This window comes from Halobaculum sp. EA56, from assembly GCF_051195075.1.
Classification (GTDB): Archaea; Halobacteriota; Halobacteria; order Halobacteriales; family Haloferacaceae; genus Halobaculum.
Map to the genome: position 1 here is coordinate 369,090 of NZ_JBNTJX010000001.1, position 16,422 is coordinate 385,511.

Consider the following 16,422-nt stretch of genomic DNA (forward strand, 5'->3'; position numbering starts at 1 on the left):
CCGGACCCGGTCGCCGTCACTTCCCCGACCCGCCCAGGGCCGTCCGCACCGCGTCGCCGCCGAACACCACCGCGCCGGCGGCGACCGTCACGACCGCCAGCGCGGCCCACAGCGCCCCCGGGGGCGCCTCGACCGTCGCGACGCGCACGAGCGCGCCGCCCAGCACCGCGAACAGCACCGCGACCGCCAGTACCTGCCGGGGCGGGGCCCCGGCGGGATCGGTTCGTCCGTCGTCGTCGCCGGAGGACCGTGTCATCGTGTCCGGACGGACGGCCCGCGCCCGCTTAACTAACGGCCTTGTCCGCGGTGAAAGTAATACGTGTGAATCCGTCTCAGGCCTCGACCTGGTTCCAGGGCGCCTCCTCGAAGTCGACGATGCGGTGCTCCTCGTCGAGGCCATCGATGGTCGCGACCTCCTCGTCGGTCAGTTCCAGCCCGGTGGCGGCGAGGTTGTCGCGGATGTGCTCCTCGCTCGTCGCCTTCGGGATGGCCGCCAGCTCGTCGTGGGCGAGCAGCCACGCGATCGACACCTGCGCGGGCGTGGCGTCGTGGCGCTCGGCGATCTCGACGATCTCGTCCACGTCGGCGACCTGGTTGCGGGCGATCGGACAGTACGCGACGAGGTGGTGTCCGTCCTCGCGGGCGTACTCGCGCAGCTCGCGCTGCTGGAGCATCGGGTGGCACTCGACCTGGTGAGCGAAGATATCCACGTCGAGGTGCTCGCGCGCCTCGTCGAGCTGGTCGGGCCGGAAGTTCGAGAGGCCGACGCGGTCGACGGTGCCCTCGCTCACGAGGTCGTTCAGCGCGCGGCACGTCTCGGGGGCGTCGTAGCTGTTGATCGGCCAGTGGACGTACAGCAGGTCGATGGAGTCGACCCCGAGGCGGGCCGCGGACTCGTGGGCGGTGTCGTAGGCGTCCTCGTAGCTCAGGTTGTCCGTCTGGAGCTTCGTGGCGACGAACAGGTCCTCGGGGTCGCGGCCGGCGGCCTCGATCCCCTCGCGCACGAGCGCCTCGTTCTGGTAGCCCTGCGCGGTGTCGATGCAGTCGTAGCCGGCCTCGACGGCCGTGGCGACGCTGTCGACGCACTGCGGGCCGGTGAGCTGGTACGTGCCGAGGCCGAACCGCCGGAAGTCGGACATGCGTCGGCGTTCCCCCGGACGGACCCTCAAGCCGTCGGTGTCGGCACGGCGTTCCGGGTCGCGCCGGCGGTCCGGGTCCGCCGCCCGGCGCGCCGACGCCGGCGTGGTTCTCACGCGCCGAGAACCGGCGGCCGTCGAATTGCGGTGCGACATAAGCCTTCCCGGCAAGCCTTATCATGGTAAACCTACTCACACCGAGTGAACAGCATGTTCGAACGCTTCTCAAGCGGGTACTACCTGGGCGAGATGTACGTCCAGCCCAGGTCGGCGGAGGAGGCGGCGATCAAGCGGTCCGACCACGAGCGGGTCAACGAACAGCTCTACGCGGACGAGGAGGGCATCGCCCGGCTCGACAACCCCCTCGTGATGAAGGTCGGGACGCGACACTTCCCCGTGGTCGGTGACGACGACGTTCCCTCCGGGACGCTCACGCTCCCCGAGGAGGCGGTGCCGGAGGACCTCGAGTTCCGCCTCCCCGGACGCAGCGAGGTGTTCCTCGCGAACGCCGAGCGCGCCCGCGACCTGATCCGGTTCACCGGCTGGGAGGGCGACACCGGCGACCCGGCCGAGTACGCCTGACTCCCGTTTCGGGGTGGCCGGCGCCGCCGCCGGACGAACACGGCACCGTTTTAGTCGCCCGGGCTCGCGGCCTCGGGTATGCTCGACCGACTTCTCGGCAGGAAAGGGCTCAAGGAGCGCATCGAGGAGCTGGAGGCGGAGCGCGACGACGCGGTCGCCCGGATGGAGGCCGAGGAGGAGCGCCGCGGCGAGGCGGCCCGGAAGCGCCAGGAGGCGGAGAAGCGCGTCAACGAACTGGAGACGCGGGTCACCGAGCTGGAGGACCGGCTGGCGCGCGCGGAGGAGGCGGGGGAGTCGGCGGTCGAGTTCCGCGGCGTCGAGACGCTCCGGCCCGGCCGGCGCGACGAGGTGCTCGCGCGGCTGGAGAGCGTCGAGACCGCGCCGGAGGGGGCGCTCTCGGCGTTCGTCGCGGACGGCGGCGACGTGCCCGGCCCCGTGCGGGAGGCGCTGGGCGAGCGCGCCCCGCTGGTCCGCCGGGCGGCCCCGACGCTCGTGTACGCCGACGACGCGGGCCTGGTCTCGTGTGCGCTCGCGCCCCCGCTCGACCCCGAGCCGTTCCACGAGTGGGGGACGGGGTTCCGGGTCGAGGCGGGGTGGTTCCGGCCGACGGGCCGGTTCGCGTTCGCGCTCGCGCGCTCGGACACCTTCGCGGTCGGCGTGTACGAGGGCGACGAACGGGTCGACCTGGAGACGGTGCGGACCGACGTGATGGACGAGCACGACAAGGGCGGCTTCTCGCAGGCGCGCTACGAGCGGCTGCGCGAGGAACAGATCGACGAGCACCTGGGGGAGTGCGAGGCGGTGTTGGCTGAGTTGCCCGCGGATCTGGACCGCGTGGTGATCGTCGGCGAGTCGGGGGTCGTGAAGCGGCTGGACGAGTTCGCGGACCACACCGCGGGGAGCGACGCGACGGGGAAGCCGGAGGCGGCACTGGAGGAGGCGTTCGCGGAGTTCTGGACGGCGCGACTTCGGTTGATCTGAGTATACACTCGGATCTATCGGTTCCGCGATCGGTGTCGTCGCGGTGGATGTCGTTGCGGGCTATTTCGAGTCGAGCCCGGTGACGACCGCGGAAGCCCCCGGCGTCCTCGGCGGCTGCGACTCGCTGCGCGCCTCGCTCGTTCGCTCCGCTCACTCGCTCCGGTGCTTGCATCGTCTCGCTCGCCGAGGACGCCGGCCCCTTCCAGTCCCACCCGCCGCAACCGCACCGCAGCCACGCCCTCCCCAGCCGACTCACTCGTCGCTGGCGCTCACGGCTCACTGCGTTCGCCGTTCGCATCGAGACCTCGCTCCGCTCGGTCTCGCACTCCTCGTTCGTCCCTCGCGCGCGTCCGGCGGGCACTACCCGAGACCTTCGGTCTCGTGAGATCACACTCGTTTCACTCGCGTGATCGGAGGCCCGCCGGCGCGCGCCACCGCGGAATTCCCTGTAGTGTCGTCGTTCAGCAGGAACAGTAGTACTCGCGGTCGGTGAACTCCCCCTCCAGGTACTTCACCGCGGGGGCGGGGTCGCTCGGGCGGTACAGCCCGGTCGTCAGGTCGCCCTCGCGCTCGAAGTCGCCGGAGACGAGGCTCGCCCAGTCGTCCGAGGAGAGCACGTCCCAGAAGGCCGCGTCGGTGAGGCAGCGTTCGAGGTAGTCCGGGAGGTACACCCAGCGGGCGTCCCGCGGGCCGTCGGCCGCCGCCGCGGCCTCGTACGCCGCCCCGGGGACGGCGTCGGCGTAGGCGGCCATCGGGAGGTTCGCGCCGGCGGCGACGGGCATCGAGATCCACTTCCAGGGCCGCGTGTTCACGTCGAGCAGGACGTACTCCCCCCGGTCGGCGTCGTACACGAACTCCGCCTCGCTGATTCCGTGGTACCCCGTCGCCTCCAGCACCGCGAGGGCGTGCTCGCGCACCGCCGGCTCCTCGACGCGCTCGACGAGACAGGAAGTGCCGAACTCGGGGTAGCGCACCGCGGCGTTGCCGACGACGGCGAGGGGGTCCCGGTCGGCCGACGCCGGCGGCACGTAGCTCGCGAGCGAGGTGTCCCGGCCGACCTCGACGTTCACCTTCTCCTGGGCGAGCACCGTCGCGCCGTGCTCCTCGGCCTCCGCGACCACGTCCGCGAACTCCGCGCGGTCGGCCACCTCGATCACGTTCGTGCCGAACGCCTCCTCGAACTTCCGCTTGTGCGCGGGCTTGACGACGAACGGGAACGGGAGCGCCTCGCAGACCTCGTCGATCCCGTGCTCGCCCACCTCGTACGTCTCGGGGTACGGGACCCCGAGATCCGCACACAGCGCGTAGAGGTTCGACTTGTCGAGCACGCGCTCGACGCCCGCCAGATCCGAGAACGGGAGGCGGACGCCCGCGGGCTCGGTCTCGGCGAACCCGCGCACCCACTCGTCCATGCAGGCGAACGCGACCGGCTCGTGGTCCAGCGCGTCGGCGATCCGCTCCACGTCCGCGCGGAAACCGTCGGCGTCGTCGAGCGGGTAAGTGACCCGGCCGGCGTAGTCCACGGCCTCGGAGGGCGGGGCGAGGCCGTCGCCGGTGCGGTCGAGCGCGATCACGGGCACGCCGTGCGCCGAGAGCGCGCGGGCGACGCTCACGCCGGTGATGTGGGCGTTGGCGACGAGCGCGGGCGGCCGCTCGAACGTCTCGTCGGCGAGCGCGTCCGCCAGCGCGTCGGCGTCGTGGAAGGTGTCGGCCATGCCGCCGGCTTCGGCCGGGCGGGCTAAAGGCTCCCGTTCGGCGGCGCCGACTGCCGGCGACGGCGACGCGGAGCCGACGGAGCGGACCCTGCGACGACGACATCGCGTGGGTGCGGTCCGCCGGGCCGACGGTCGACGACCGTTCCGGGCGTCGGCCGTGAGCGCGCCGTTTATCCGGGGCGCTGCCCTCCGCACACGTATGAGCGATCCCGACGCGGACGCCGCGGACGCAGCCGGTTCCGCCGACGCCGCCGACGCCTCGGAGCCGGGGGACGCCGCCGACACCGACAACGCCGACGGGTCCGGCCTCCCCGGCCGGGTGCGCCGCGCGGTCGCCGACCACGACGCCGTCGCCGACGAGGGTCCCGAGGGCACGCTCGCGGTCACCTCGACGCCGTTCGACGCCGCCGTCGCCGTCGCGGAGGCCGCGGACGGCCGGATCGAGTTCGACGTGACCGTGACCGTGCCGACGCTGTCGGCGGTGGTCGAGGGCGAGGTGGCCGACGTGGTCGAGGACGGCTGGCTCGACACCTTCGAGCGCCGCATCGACGCCATCGGCGACGTGACCGCCGCCGGCCACGACCTCGCGCCGACCGTCGAGCGCCGCGGCGACGAGGTGACGGTCGCGGAGTCGGTCCGCGACCTGAACGAGCGCCGCGGGCTGAACGACGCCGTCGCGGTCGTCGACTTCGTCGAGGGGACCTACGTGCAGGGGGTCATCCCCGGCTACGAGTACGGCGAGCCGGTGACCGGGCTCGTCAGCCGCGCCCGCGCGACCGGCGGCGACGAGGGGTCGGGCCCGTTCTGAGGGTCACGGCGGGCCCGTAGAGCGGGCACCGGATCGACGGCCGGCGACCGGGAGGGACGGCCGGCTCACACTGTCGGACGTACGCACCTCGAGGACTTCGCCGCTCCGGGGTAGCGAAGATCTTCACGAGGGTACGTCCGACGGTATCAGCTCATCGCGATGTACGTGCGGGTGTCCTCGACGCCGGGGATGTCCTGGATCTCGTCGGCGGCGACGCGCTTGACGTCGCCCGGCTCGGGCACGTCCACCTTCACCACGAAGTCCATGTCGCCGGCGACGATGTGCGCCTCCGTGACGCCGTCGAGGTCGGCGATCGCCTCCCGGATCCGGTCGGCGTCGCCGGAGGCGGCCTTCACCATCACGTAGGCGACGACCATTCAGCGGTCACCCCCGGTCCCCGCGGCCGAGGCGAGCCGTCCGCCGTCCTCGTCGCCGACCAGCAGCTGTCGCACGTCGTCGAGGACCGAGAAGTCCGCGAGCACGGCGACCTTGTCGCCCTCCTCCAGCGAGTCGTCGGGGAACGGGATCCCCATCGGCTCCGACCGCTTGCCGAACGCGAGCAGCCGCGCCTGCGCGGGCAGCTCCACCTCGCTGAGCGTGTAGCCGCGCATCGGCGACCCCTCCGTGATGGTGAACAGCAGCACCTGGAGGTTCTCGGCGATGTCGGCGATCGCGCGGATGTTCCCGCCCAGCAGGGCGTTCTTCGCGCCGATCGCGCCGAGGCGCTCGGGGTAGACGATCTCGTCGACCTCGTCCGCGTACTTCTGGTAGATCTCCTCGCGGTAGTCCTCGTCGATGCGCATCACGGTCCGGCAGCCGTGGTGGTTGGCGATCATGCAGGCCGCGAAGTTCACGTTCAGGTCGCCAGTCAGCGCGCCGACGGCGTCCGCGCGCTCGACGGCCGCCTCCGCCAGCACCTCCTCCCGCGAGCCGTCGCCCTCGACGACGGAGAACCCGTCGTTGCGGGCGCGGGACGCCCGGTCAGGGTCGCGCTCGACCACGGTCACGTCGTGGCCCTCCTCGCGCAGCACCCGCGCGGTGCGGAGGCCGACCCGTCCTGCTCCGATGACGATGAAACGCATATGCTACCACATGCCACGGGGGAACATAACGATACCCCCGAGCCGGAGGAAGGTTTTTGAGTGTGGTATGTGTTGACACACTATGGTTCACGCGTTCGTGATGGTGAAGGTGAGCGGTGACGCGGACACGTCCGGCGTCGCGGACGCGGTCGCCGGCATCGAGGCCGTCCAGGAGGCGCACGTCGTCGCCGGCGACTTCGACGTCGTCGCGGAGGTGGACGCCCCCGACATGTACACCGTGCTCGACACCGTCGCCGACGCGGTCCGCGGCGTCGACGGCGTCGTCGACACCCGGACGTACGTCTCGATGACCGCCTGATCGGCGGCGAGGGCGCGGTTCCCCGACCCGACGCCGGCGCGGCTCGCCGCCTCCGCGTCCCTACCGATCCAGTTCGTACGCCTCCTCGCCGTGCTCGTCGACGAACGCCCGCGCCTCCTCGCGCTGGCGTCGGATCTCGGGCGGGAGCGTCTCGTACACCGGGTCGAACAGCTCCTCGGGCTCGGGTCGTGGCACGGACTCGGCCGTCTCGACGGCCTCGGCCAGTTCCTCGTTCGCCGCCGCCGTCGCCTCCTCGACGAAGTCGCCGTCGACGACGCCCCGCTCCTCGCACCACTCTGCGAAGCGGTCGAGCGGGTCGCGCACGCGGCACGCCGGGAGGTCGGGGTCGTCGTCGCGGTACTGGCTCGGGTCGTCGGCGGTGGTGTGGGCGCCGCGGCGGTAGGTGAGCGCCTCCACGAGCACCGGGTCCCCGTCGCGGGCGCTCGCCAGCGCGTCCTCGACGACCGCGCGGGTCGCCAGCGGGTCGTTCCCGTCGACGCGGACGCCCTCGATGCCGTACGCGTCCGCCTTGATCGCGATGGACTCGCTGGCGGTCTGGCGCTCGCGCGGCAGCGAGATGGCCCACCCGTTGTTCTCACAGAAGAACACGGTCGGCGCGTCGAACACGCCCGCGAAGTTCAGCCCCTCGTGGAAGTCGCCCTCGCTGGTGGCGCCGTCGCCGAAGCAGACCAGGCTCGCCCAGTCCTCGTCCCGGTAGGCCGCCGCCATCCCCGCGCCGACGGCGTGGGGGATCTGACTGGCGATGGGCACCGCCTGCGGGAACACCGGGACGTCGTGGCCGGAGCGGTACTCGGGGAACCCCCGCCGGAACAGGAGGAGGTCGCTCATCGGGACGCCGCGGGCGATCTGGAGGGCGTTCGAGCGGTAGGTGGGGAACAGGTGGTCGTCCCCGCGCATGGCGTGGGCGGCGCCGACCTGGGCGGCCTCCTGCCCCTCGAACGGCGGGTAGCCGCTCATCCACCCCCGCCGCTGGAGGGCGAGCGCGCGCTCGTCGAACCGCCGCGCGCGGACCATGTCGCGCAGGGCCGCCCGCGCGTCGTCGGCGTCGAAGCGGGTGTCGGCGAGGTCGCGCTCCCCGACGATCCGCGTCACGTCGTCGCTCATGCCCCCACCTGCCGCGGCGTCCGGCATAAATTGCGGCGGGTCGGCGCGGGCGGCGGCGACGCCGCCGCGACGGGCGTCGTCGCGCGGGGCGGGTCCGCCCCCGACAGGCCAAAGAGCGCCCGACCCGAAGGCGCGGTATGGTCTCTGCGCTCGCGCTCGCGCTCACCCTCGTCGCGCTCGCGGCGAACACGCTCGTCGTCGCGGTGCTCTCGCGCTTCTTCCGGATCCGCCTGAAGACGCAGTGGGGGTGGGTCGTCTACACCCTGCTCGTGTCCCCGTTCGTCCTGCTCGTGCTCGGGCTGATCGAGGGGTCGGTGATCCCGCCGCTGTTCGTGGACGCCGGGGGGCTGTTCCTCGCGGTGTTCGTCGGCCTCCCGCTCGCGCTCGGGTTTACCATCGACCTCCTGTACGTCCCGCCGCCCGAGGAGTACGACCTGCCCGAGGCGGCGGAGTGAGCGGGCGGCGGCGCTCACGTCCCGCCGGTCCCACCGTCCCCGTCACCGTCCTCGTCGCTCCCGTCGGACCCCGTCCGTATCGCCTCGTCGACCCAGTCGGGCGGCGCCGCCGCGGTGTCGCCGACGGTCGCCCGGAAGCGCTCGGTCGTCGTCGCGACGACCGCGTCGTCGCCCTCCCCGTACGTCGCCGTGTAGCGCAGTTCGAACGAGCGGACGACGCCCTCGTCGGTCACGTACGCGACGGCGGTGAGGTTCCGGACCGTGGGCCGGCCCGACCGGTTCAGCCGGTCGTGCTCGGCCCGGATCACCGTCATCTCCTCGCCGTCGACGGTCGCGGTCCCGGCGACGCGCGCGTCGGTGCCGGCGAACGCGGCGAACACGAGCCCCTCGCCGCTGTCGTCGACTCCGGTGAGCGTCGCCGGGCGGCCGGGGACGACCTGGTAGGAGACGGCGCCGGTGCCGTTGACCGACCGGATCGCGGTGACGCTGCCGTTCGTCCAGAAGGCGAACGACCGCAGGGCCGGGTCCGGCTCGCCCGGGAGGCTCCCGTTCGCGACGAGCCGGAAGCCGAGGCGGTCGCCCGCGTGCTCGGTGACGCTCTCGCGGGTCGCCAGCGTCGTCCCGTCGGCCGCGACGACGGTCCGGGAGAACCGCACCGTGGAGTTGCGGCGGACGAGCGCCCGGTCGTGTGCGGCCGTCAGCGCCCGGACGTCGACGCCGTCGGCGGTCACCCCCGGCGGGTAGTCCGGCGCGGGCGTCGGCGTCGGCGAGGCCGTCGGGGTGCCCGCCAGCGCGGGGTTCACCGTCCGCCCGCCGCCGCGGTCGCCGCCCGCGCCGCAGCCGGCGAGCAGCACCACGCAGACGACCGCGACGGCGAGGGAAGGACGGGTCATCCGGTGTCGACACGGGCGCCCGGGACATAAAGCGCGGCGTCCCCGTCGGACCCGGTCGCGTCGCCGGTGCGGTTCCCGGCGTCGCCGTTCCCGTTCGCTCCCCCGTCCGCGGCCGCCTCGCTCGCGTTCGCCAGCGCGCGATCCACCCATTCGGGCCGGGGGACGGTCGTGTCGTTCACCGCGGTCGTCTCGAAGACGACCGCCACCGTCCCGGGGGCGCTCCCGAGGAAGATCTCGTACCGCAGCGACAGCGAGCGCACGACGCCCGCGGTGTCGATGCGGGCGCGCAGGCTCACCCGCCTGCGGTCGGGGAGCCCGGCGCGCTCGATCCGCCCCTCCCGCGCGTGGAGGACGAACGCGGTGCCGTACGCGGTCGACTCGGTGCCGGCGTAGCTCGGGCGGACGTCGAGGAACGCCGCGCGCAGCCACGCGCCGCCGGCCGGGCCCGGCCCCGGGAGGCCGTCGGGGTCGCCCGTGCGGCCCTCGAGGCTGACGTTCCCCTCCCAGTCCACCCGGCGACTGGCGGCGGCGGTGCCGTTGCTCCAGTGGGCCGACGCGGTACGGTCGTCGCCGCGGACGCGCTCGAAGGTGTACAGCCGGCGTTCGCCGTCGACGCGGAGGCGGGCGCGGCTCCGCTCGACGGTCCCGTTCGGCCCCTCGACGGCCCGGGTCAGCGTCACCGTCCACGACCCGCCCGCGAGGGCCTCCCGGTGAGCGTCGATGAGCCGGTCGACGTCGACCCCGCCGGCGTCGACGCCCGGCGGGAAGCCGTCCGGGGGCGTCGCCGTCGCTGTCGGCGTCCCCCGGAGCGCCGGGTTCACGGTGCGCTCGTCGCCGCCGTCGCCCCCGGAGTCGACGATGCCCGCACACCCCGCGGCGACGACCAGGAGCGCGAGCGCGAGGGCGAGCGCGCCGCGGGTACCGGGGACGGCGCCGCGGCCGTCGGCGACCGGGTCCGACCGGTCCCGCTCCGGGCGGCCCCCGGCCGTGCTACTCGGTGCCACATGCAGAGCACGGGTCGGGACGTGAAAAGCGAGCGGGCGGTCGGACGCGCCGCGGGCGGAACCGGGCGGCGCTCGCGCCCGTGGCTACCCGTCGTCGTGGGCCGCGAGGAGCCGCTCGACGGAGTCCTCGACGGCGTCGAGCACCTCCTCGGGCGAGCGGGAGGCGTCGACGCGGACGAACCGCTCGGGCTCGGCGTCGATGAGGCGCTCGTAGTTCGACCGGACCTCCGCGAGGAACTCCGCGCGCTCGAACTTGTCGCTCGCGCCGGCCCGGGCGGCCGCCGTCTCGGGGTCCACGTCGAGGTAGACGGTCGCGTCCGGCTCGCGGGTGAACGCGCCGTGAACGCCGCGGATGTACTCCAGCGGGCGCTGGATGTCCGTGTCGGCGAGGCTGGCGGCCTGGTAGGCGTACCGCGAGTCCGTGTAGCGGTCGGAGACGACCAGGTCGCCGTCCGCGAGCGCGGGGCGCACCACCCGCGAGAGGTGGTCGGCGTGGTCGGCGGTGTAGAGGAACAGCTCCGCGAGCGGGTCGGCGTCGTCGGCGCCCCGCGACCGACGGGCGGCGTCGCCGTACCACGAGTCGGTCGGCTCGCGGGTGAACGTCGCGTCCGGGTAGGCGTGCCGGAGCGCCTCCCAGGCGGTGGTCTTCCCGCTCCCGTCGAGGCCTTCGAGCGTGAGGAGCATCGTTCTCGCTTCGACGTGTCGGGCCGGGGGCTTACGGCTTGCGTGTCGCCCGCGCGGGCCCCGCGGCGGGGGCCGTCGCCGGCGACGCGCCCGCACCGCCGGCGGCTCCCCGTCCCCCTCCCCCGCCCGCCCGCTCACGTCTCGACGACGAACCGGGCGCCGCCCAGGCGCTCGCCGTCCTCGATGCGGACGGACCAGCCGTGCGCCTCGGCGACGCGGGCGACGATGCCGAGGCCGAGGCCGGTGCCGTCGGCGCCCGAGTAGCCGACCCGGAACACCGCCCCGCGCTCGTCGGCGGGGACGCCCGGGCCGTCGTCCTCGACGGCGAAGCCGTCCGCGGTCCCGACCACGAGCACGCGCGGCGCGTCGCCGGCGTGCTCGACGGCGTTGCGGAAGAGGTTCTCCAGCAGCCGGGCGAGCAGCCCGCGGTCGGCCGTCACGTCGCCGTCGGCCTCCACGGTCAGCTCCGCCCCGCCCGTCTCGACGCCGCCCCACGCGGCCGTCGCGACCGCCTCGAGCGACACCGGCTCGGCGTCGTCGACGCGCTCGCCGACGGCGAGCGCGCGGGCGTCCTCGACGACGTCGGCGACGCGCCCGAGCGCCTCGCTCGCCGTCGCGAGGTCCGACGCCACGTCGGGGTCGTCGACCTTCTCGGCCGCGAGGTCGACCCGGCCCGCCGCGACGTTGAGCGGGTTCCGCAGGTCGTGAGAGACCACCTCCGCGAACTCCTCGAGGCGTTCGTCGCGGGCGGCGATGGTCGAGGCCTGCTCGCGAAGCCGTGTCGTCCGCTCGGCGCGGTCGAGCGCCGCGGCGGCGTTGTCCGCGAGGACGCGGGCGAGTTCCCGGCGCCGCCCGTCGAGGGTCATCCCCTCGGGGAGCGCGACCGAGAGCACGCCGTGGTCGCCCAGCGGGTAGCCCGAGCGCACCCCGAACGGCGGCGCGGACGGCCTCGTCCCGCTGTCGTCGATGTCCGTCTCGACGACCGGCTCGCCGCGGTCGAGCACCTCGCGGGCCAGCCGCTCGCCGGCCTCGCCGCCGCCCGTTCCGATGTCCTCGGCGGCGGCGTCGGAGACCGCGACCATCGGGATCCGGTCCCCGTCCGCGTCCTCGCGGAGCCGCGCGCCGCTGTACGGGATGTCGAGCACGTCGTCGGTCGCGTCGACGGCGGCGGCGGCGATCGCCTCGGGATCGTCGGCCGCCTGCATCGTCCGGGTCGCCTCGTGGAGGCCGCGGAGCCGCCGCCGGTCCGCGACGGCGTCGAGCGCGGCGGTCGTGTCGGACGCCAGCGTCCCCAGCAGGTAGCGGGTCCGGTCGTCGAAGCCGTCCGGGTCGAGCGTCGCCAGCGCCGCGACCCCGTGGACGCCCAGCGGGAGGTACAGCGCGTACGCGACCGACTCGGCGCCGGTCCCCGACTCCGGCTCCGCGACGTACTCGGGGTCGCCGGTCTCGAACGCGCGCCAGGCGGGGCTGCGGTCGTCGCCGCGGCGGTGGTCGTCCCAGTCGTCGAGGTGCGGCTCGGCGGCGTCCGTGGCGGCGACGACGCCGAGCGCGTCGCGCCGGGGGTCGTAGCCGCGGACGGCGGCCAGCTCGACCCCGAGCGTCCCCGCGCAGGTGTCGACGAACTCGGCGACGACGCCGTCGGTGTCGTCCGCGCGCGCCATCCGCCGGCTGGCCTCGCGGATCGCGAGGAGGGCCTCGTCCCGTGATCCGGCGGCCGGCGGACGAGCCATTGTGGTGTTCAGGGCGGTGAGGCGAATAAACTGCACTGTTCCCGACCGACGGGCGCCGTCGGGGACCGTGCGGCCCGGCGTCCGTCCCGGGTCACAGGAGGAACGTCGTGACGAACAGGAACACGCCGGCCCCGAGGGCGGCGATCAGCGCGACCTTCCAGGCGATGCTGAGCACGACCCGGCCGACCGTCAGGACGATCAGGAAGGCGACGAGCGCGAGGAACACCTTCCCGACCGTCGTGTCCAGCGGCCCGGGCAGCTGTAGCAGGGCTCCGGCGGCGACCGTCGCGGCGTACGCTGCGTCCATGCCCCCGCCTTCTCCGGCATCCAATAAACCCCTTGTCCCCGAACGCGGCCGGCGGGCGCCGGTCCGGCGGGGGATCGGCGCCGGGGAACGGTCGCGGACGCACGCTCGCGCCCGCCGCGCCCGCTCCGTACACTCCCACGCCGCTCCGTCCCTCGGTTCCGTGGTTCTCCCGTTCGAGTATCACTTTCACTCCGGTCTGAACACCCTTATACTGCCGCTCGTACAACGTGGTACCGTACCGAAACGGACGCGTTCGGGACCGAACCGATCAGCCACGCCTACATCAAGTGAGCTTGAATTAGAACAAGCCTACCGGAACCCACGCCGTTTATCAGCGTGGCTCCGGTACGGAACTTCCGTCCGATAGCACCATGGAATCCACACACGCCCACACCGAATTCCGTCGATCGACCGGCCCTGCCGGGGAGGGACGCGACGAATGAGTCGCGCGGACCTCGGCGCCGACGAACTGGAACTGCCGATCAAACGCACGGAGGGCGACACCCTCCGCGAGCGGCTCACCTCCAACGCCTACGACAACATCCTGCCCGCCCGCTACCTCCGCAAGGACGCGGACGGGAACCTCGTCGAGCAGCAGGAGGACCTCTTCGAGCGCGTCGGACGCAACGTCGCGCTCGCGGAGGCGGTGTACGAGGCCGACGAGCCCGTCACCGTCACGCCCGACCAGCTCAAGCCCGACCACCCCCGCCGCGACGAGCTCGCCGAGGAGGTGTTCGGGGCGGGCGTCGCCGCCGACGATGACGACGCCGAGACCGAGCTGACCGTCTACAACGTCAACAAGTTCGCCTACGAGACGGTCGTCCCCGAGCTCCCCGACGACGTGCGCGCGCACGTCGAGGAGACGGCCGAGGAGTTCCGGGAGCTGATGGAGCGGCTCTCGTTCATGCCGAACTCGCCGACGCTGATGAACGCCGGCGACGAGCTTCAGCAGCTCTCCGCCTGCTTCGTCGACTCCCCCGACGACGACATCGACGACATCCACCAGACGGCCAAGGAGGCCGCGCAGGTGTTCCAGTCCGGCGGCGGCATGGGCTACGCCTTCTGGAAGCTCCGGCCGTACGGCGACGCGGTCGGCTCGACGGGCGGCATCGCCTCCGGGCCGATCACGTTCATGCGGACGTTCGACCAGATGTGCGAGACGATCGCACAGGGCGGCGCGCGCCGCGGCGCCCAGATGGGCGTGATGCGCGTCTCGCACCCGGACGTCATCCAGTTCATCCACGCGAAGAACAAGGACGTCTCGCTGGCGAACACCCTCCGGCTGAACGACCCCGACGACTACACCCACACGAGCTTCCAGGAGGCGCTGGAGGAGGCGCGCGAGCTCATCGACGACGACGGCCGCGTCCCCAAGCACCTCCGCAACGCGGTGGAGGGCCACCTCTCGAACTTCAACATCTCCGTCGGCGTCACCGACGACTTCATGGAGGCGCTGCAGAACGGCGAGGAGTTCACCTTCACGAACCCCCGCACGGAGGAGCCCCACGTCGCCACCCCGCAGACGAAGGAGCTGTACGAGATGTTCGGCCTCGGCGAGCACGTCGAGGTCGGCGAGGTGCTGTCGGTGCCCGCCCAGGAGATCTGGGACCACATCGTCGAGGGCGCCCACGAGAACGGCGAGCCGGGCGTCATCTACCTCGAACGGGTGAACAAGCTCCACAGTTTCGACGTGGAGGAGCACCCCGACCACCGCATCCTCGCGACGAACCCCTGCGGCGAGCAGCCGCTGGAGGAGTACGAGGCCTGCAACCTCGGCCACATCAACCTCTCCACCCTCGCGGACCTGGACGCGCCCGACTGGCGCGTCTGGAGCGACGAACACGCCGACGAGTACGACTCCGAGGGCGCCGCCGTCGCGGCGTTCCTCGAGGAGGCGATCGACTGGGAGGAGTTCGACTACCGCATCGAGATGGGGACGCGCTTCCTCGAGAACGTCGTCACCATGTCGGACTTCCCCGTGCCGGAGATCGAGGAGAAGGTCCGCGACATGCGCAAGATCGGCCTCGGCGTGATGGGGCTGGCGCAGCTGTACATCCAGCTGGGCGTCCGCTACGGCTCCGAGACGGGCAACCTGATCGCCGAGGAGCTGATGACGCACATCAACCACGAGTCGAAGGCCGCCAGCCACGACCTGGCCGAGGAGCGCGGCGTCTTCAACGACTGGGAGGACTCGAAGTACGCCGATCCCGTCCGCTACGCGGACTGGTTCGAGCAGTACGTCGGCGAGGACCCCGAGGACTGGGCCGACGGCTACCCGATCCGCAACCACAACACGACGACCATCGCGCCGACCGGGACGACGTCGATGGTGGGCAACACGACGGGTGGCTGTGAGCCCATCTACAACGTCGCCTACTACAAGAACGTCTCCGACGACGTGCAGGGCGACGAGATGCTCGTCGAGTTCGACGACTACTTCCTGCGCACGCTGGAGGCGAACGACATCGACGTCGACGCCGTCAAGAAGGAGGCCCAGGAGCAGATGGCGGCCAACGAGTTCGACGGCGTCGACGGGCTGGAGACGGTGCCGGACGCCATCGGCGAGCTGTTCGTCGTCACGGGCGACCTCACCGCGAAGGACCACGCGGGCGTGCAGGTGGCCTGCCAGACGGGGGTCGACTCGGCCATCTCGAAGACGGTGAACGCGCCCAACGACTCCACGCTGGAGGACGCCCAGGAGGTCTTCGAGTACATCTACGAGCACGGCGGCAAGGGCGTCACCTACTACCGCGACGGCACCCGCTCGAAGCAGGTGCTCACCACGCGCGCGGACAACGCGGACTTCGCCGACGAGAGCGAGGCCGCAGAGACCATCGTCGAGCAGATCACCGAGGTGTTCGGCGGCATCGAGGGCTTCCTCGAGAACGAGGACGTCCGCGCCGCCCTCGACGCCGAGGTCGAGGACCTGCTGGAGGCCGCCGACGAGCGGACGGTCCACATCGACTACACGGAGAAGCGCGCCCGGCCGGACTCGCTGCGCGGGGTCACCCAGCTCATCGAGACCGGCTACGGGAAGATGTACATCACGATCAACGAGGACCCCGAGACGGGCGAGCCGTTCGAGCTGTTCGCCAACATCGGCCACTCCGGCGGCTTCACCAACTCCTTCACGGAGTCGCTGGCGAAGGTCATCTCGACGGCGCTGCGCTCGGGCGTCGACCCGCGCGAGATCGTCGACGAACTGCAGGGCACCCGCAGCCCGAAGATCGCCTGGGACAAGGGCGAGCAGATCCAGTCCATCCCGGACGCGATCGGCACGGCGATGCGCCGCTACCTCGACGACGAGGTGCAGAAGGGCTACCCCGAGCAGACGAGCCTCGACGAGGTCGGCGCCGGCGCCGACGCCGTCTCCGGCCCCGAGGCCGACGGCGGCGCCGCAGTCGACGCGAGCGCGGACGCGTCCGCGCCCGGGCCCGAGGACGCCGGCGGCGTCGAGGCGCAGGCGCAGTCGGACGCGGTGGACGAACTCATCGCGAACGGCGAGTCGCCCGAGTGCCCCGACTGCGGCAGCATGACGCTGTACTACTCGGAGGGCTGCAAGACCTGCGAGAGTTGCGGGTGGAGCGAGTGCTGAGCCGGA

Annotated in this window: 17 protein-coding genes; 6 read left to right on the forward strand and 11 right to left on the reverse strand. The window is 72.7% G+C overall.

Going from position 1 to position 16,422, the window contains the following annotated elements:
- Positions 1-16 precede the first annotated feature (16 nt).
- A complete protein-coding gene (locus ACQUQ1_RS01955; protein WP_435062569.1) occupies positions 17-256 on the reverse strand; it encodes a hypothetical protein in 240 nt (79 codons plus the stop codon).
- 76 nt (positions 257-332) lie between these two features.
- Positions 333-1,139 carry an aldo/keto reductase gene (locus tag ACQUQ1_RS01960; protein WP_435062570.1) on the reverse strand — a complete coding sequence of 269 codons (807 nt, stop codon included), beginning with the start codon at positions 1,137-1,139 and terminating at the stop codon, positions 333-335.
- Between the two features lie 207 nt (positions 1,140-1,346).
- Here ACQUQ1_RS01960 and ACQUQ1_RS01965 point away from each other — a divergent pair, with 207 nt between their 5' ends.
- Both ACQUQ1_RS01965 and ACQUQ1_RS01970 read left to right on the forward strand, forming a co-directional pair.
- Positions 1,347-1,718, forward strand: coding sequence for a DUF5802 family protein (locus ACQUQ1_RS01965; RefSeq protein ID WP_435062571.1), 372 nt, complete (start codon positions 1,347-1,349; stop codon positions 1,716-1,718).
- A 78-nt stretch (positions 1,719-1,796) separates the two neighbouring features.
- Positions 1,797-2,699: a Vms1/Ankzf1 family peptidyl-tRNA hydrolase gene (locus tag ACQUQ1_RS01970; RefSeq protein WP_435062572.1), complete on the forward strand. Its 903-nt coding sequence runs from the start codon at positions 1,797-1,799 to the stop codon at positions 2,697-2,699.
- A gap of 461 nt (positions 2,700-3,160) precedes the next feature.
- On the opposite strand, the gene ACQUQ1_RS01975 is transcribed toward ACQUQ1_RS01970, so the two are convergent.
- Positions 3,161-4,414 carry a carboxylate--amine ligase gene (locus ACQUQ1_RS01975; RefSeq protein WP_435062573.1) on the reverse strand — a complete coding sequence of 418 codons (1,254 nt, stop codon included), beginning with the start codon at positions 4,412-4,414 and terminating at the stop codon, positions 3,161-3,163.
- Positions 4,415-4,613: 199 nt separating this feature from the next.
- Between ACQUQ1_RS01975 and ACQUQ1_RS01980 the strand changes: the two genes are divergently transcribed.
- Positions 4,614-5,222 (forward strand): DUF5813 family protein, encoded by a 609-nt coding sequence (locus tag ACQUQ1_RS01980; RefSeq protein ID WP_435062574.1) that lies wholly within the window; start codon positions 4,614-4,616, stop codon positions 5,220-5,222.
- Positions 5,223-5,368: 146 nt separating this feature from the next.
- Here the strand turns inward: ACQUQ1_RS01980 and ACQUQ1_RS01985 are convergent, their stop codons facing one another.
- Positions 5,369-5,599: an Lrp/AsnC family transcriptional regulator gene (locus ACQUQ1_RS01985; protein WP_435062575.1), complete on the reverse strand. Its 231-nt coding sequence runs from the start codon at positions 5,597-5,599 to the stop codon at positions 5,369-5,371.
- On the reverse strand, positions 5,600-6,304 hold the full coding sequence (locus ACQUQ1_RS01990) for a potassium channel family protein (protein ID WP_435062576.1): 705 nt from the start codon (positions 6,302-6,304) through the stop codon (positions 5,600-5,602).
- An 82-nt stretch (positions 6,305-6,386) separates the two neighbouring features.
- Between ACQUQ1_RS01990 and ACQUQ1_RS01995 the strand changes: the two genes are divergently transcribed.
- Positions 6,387-6,623, forward strand: coding sequence for an Lrp/AsnC family transcriptional regulator (locus tag ACQUQ1_RS01995; protein ID WP_435062577.1), 237 nt, complete (start codon positions 6,387-6,389; stop codon positions 6,621-6,623).
- Positions 6,624-6,683: 60 nt separating this feature from the next.
- On the opposite strand, the gene ACQUQ1_RS02000 is transcribed toward ACQUQ1_RS01995, so the two are convergent.
- Positions 6,684-7,736 carry a thiamine pyrophosphate-dependent enzyme gene (locus tag ACQUQ1_RS02000; protein WP_435062806.1) on the reverse strand — a complete coding sequence of 351 codons (1,053 nt, stop codon included), beginning with the start codon at positions 7,734-7,736 and terminating at the stop codon, positions 6,684-6,686.
- A 149-nt stretch (positions 7,737-7,885) separates the two neighbouring features.
- On the opposite strand from ACQUQ1_RS02000, the gene ACQUQ1_RS02005 reads away from it, so the two are divergent.
- Positions 7,886-8,203 carry a hypothetical protein gene (locus ACQUQ1_RS02005; RefSeq protein ID WP_435062578.1) on the forward strand — a complete coding sequence of 106 codons (318 nt, stop codon included), beginning with the start codon at positions 7,886-7,888 and terminating at the stop codon, positions 8,201-8,203.
- A 14-nt stretch (positions 8,204-8,217) separates the two neighbouring features.
- Here ACQUQ1_RS02005 and ACQUQ1_RS02010 read toward each other — a convergent pair whose 3' ends face one another.
- From ACQUQ1_RS02010 to ACQUQ1_RS02030, 5 genes are all read right to left on the reverse strand, one after another.
- Positions 8,218-9,096 carry a DUF7537 family lipoprotein gene (locus ACQUQ1_RS02010; protein ID WP_435062579.1) on the reverse strand — a complete coding sequence of 293 codons (879 nt, stop codon included), beginning with the start codon at positions 9,094-9,096 and terminating at the stop codon, positions 8,218-8,220.
- Positions 9,093-10,100, reverse strand: coding sequence for a hypothetical protein (locus ACQUQ1_RS02015; protein WP_435062580.1), 1,008 nt, complete (start codon positions 10,098-10,100; stop codon positions 9,093-9,095). Before ACQUQ1_RS02015 ends, ACQUQ1_RS02010 begins: the two co-directional genes overlap by 4 nt.
- A gap of 84 nt (positions 10,101-10,184) precedes the next feature.
- Positions 10,185-10,784 (reverse strand): dTMP kinase, encoded by a 600-nt coding sequence (tmk, locus tag ACQUQ1_RS02020; protein ID WP_435062581.1) that lies wholly within the window; start codon positions 10,782-10,784, stop codon positions 10,185-10,187.
- Between the two features lie 134 nt (positions 10,785-10,918).
- The gene (locus ACQUQ1_RS02025) at positions 10,919-12,514 is read right to left on the reverse strand and encodes a GAF domain-containing sensor histidine kinase (RefSeq protein WP_435062582.1); all 1,596 of its coding nucleotides are present in this window, start codon (positions 12,512-12,514) and stop codon (positions 10,919-10,921) included.
- Between the two features lie 91 nt (positions 12,515-12,605).
- The gene (locus ACQUQ1_RS02030; RefSeq protein ID WP_435062583.1) at positions 12,606-12,821 is read right to left on the reverse strand and encodes a hypothetical protein; all 216 of its coding nucleotides are present in this window, start codon (positions 12,819-12,821) and stop codon (positions 12,606-12,608) included.
- Between the two features lie 439 nt (positions 12,822-13,260).
- Here ACQUQ1_RS02030 and ACQUQ1_RS02035 point away from each other — a divergent pair, with 439 nt between their 5' ends.
- On the forward strand, positions 13,261-16,416 hold the full coding sequence (locus tag ACQUQ1_RS02035; RefSeq protein WP_435062584.1) for an adenosylcobalamin-dependent ribonucleoside-diphosphate reductase: 3,156 nt from the start codon (positions 13,261-13,263) through the stop codon (positions 16,414-16,416).
- The last annotated feature ends 6 nt before the right edge of the window (positions 16,417-16,422 follow it).

Excerpts from the sequence above, each read along its gene's own strand:
- ACQUQ1_RS01975 (WP_435062573.1), bottom strand. The coding sequence starts at position 4,414 with ATGGCCGACACCTTCCACGACGCCGACGCGCTGGCGGACGCGCTCGCC.
- ACQUQ1_RS02035 (WP_435062584.1), top strand. The coding sequence starts at position 13,261 with ATGAGTCGCGCGGACCTCGGCGCCGACGAACTGGAACTGCCGATCAAA.
- ACQUQ1_RS01995 (WP_435062577.1), top strand. The coding sequence starts at position 6,387 with ATGGTTCACGCGTTCGTGATGGTGAAGGTGAGCGGTGACGCGGACACG.
- tmk (WP_435062581.1), bottom strand. The coding sequence starts at position 10,784 with ATGCTCCTCACGCTCGAAGGCCTCGACGGGAGCGGGAAGACCACCGCC.
- ACQUQ1_RS01990 (WP_435062576.1), bottom strand. The coding sequence starts at position 6,304 with ATGCGTTTCATCGTCATCGGAGCAGGACGGGTCGGCCTCCGCACCGCG.
- ACQUQ1_RS01985 (WP_435062575.1), bottom strand. The coding sequence starts at position 5,599 with ATGGTCGTCGCCTACGTGATGGTGAAGGCCGCCTCCGGCGACGCCGAC.
- ACQUQ1_RS01970 (WP_435062572.1), top strand. The coding sequence starts at position 1,797 with ATGCTCGACCGACTTCTCGGCAGGAAAGGGCTCAAGGAGCGCATCGAG.
- ACQUQ1_RS01960 (WP_435062570.1), bottom strand. The coding sequence starts at position 1,139 with ATGTCCGACTTCCGGCGGTTCGGCCTCGGCACGTACCAGCTCACCGGC.
- ACQUQ1_RS02025 (WP_435062582.1), bottom strand. The coding sequence starts at position 12,514 with ATGGCTCGTCCGCCGGCCGCCGGATCACGGGACGAGGCCCTCCTCGCG.
- ACQUQ1_RS02005 (WP_435062578.1), top strand. The coding sequence starts at position 7,886 with ATGGTCTCTGCGCTCGCGCTCGCGCTCACCCTCGTCGCGCTCGCGGCG.
- ACQUQ1_RS01980 (WP_435062574.1), top strand. The coding sequence starts at position 4,614 with ATGAGCGATCCCGACGCGGACGCCGCGGACGCAGCCGGTTCCGCCGAC.
- ACQUQ1_RS02010 (WP_435062579.1), bottom strand. The coding sequence starts at position 9,096 with ATGACCCGTCCTTCCCTCGCCGTCGCGGTCGTCTGCGTGGTGCTGCTC.
- ACQUQ1_RS01955 (WP_435062569.1), bottom strand. The coding sequence starts at position 256 with ATGACACGGTCCTCCGGCGACGACGACGGACGAACCGATCCCGCCGGG.
- ACQUQ1_RS01965 (WP_435062571.1), top strand. The coding sequence starts at position 1,347 with ATGTTCGAACGCTTCTCAAGCGGGTACTACCTGGGCGAGATGTACGTC.
- ACQUQ1_RS02030 (WP_435062583.1), bottom strand. The coding sequence starts at position 12,821 with ATGGACGCAGCGTACGCCGCGACGGTCGCCGCCGGAGCCCTGCTACAG.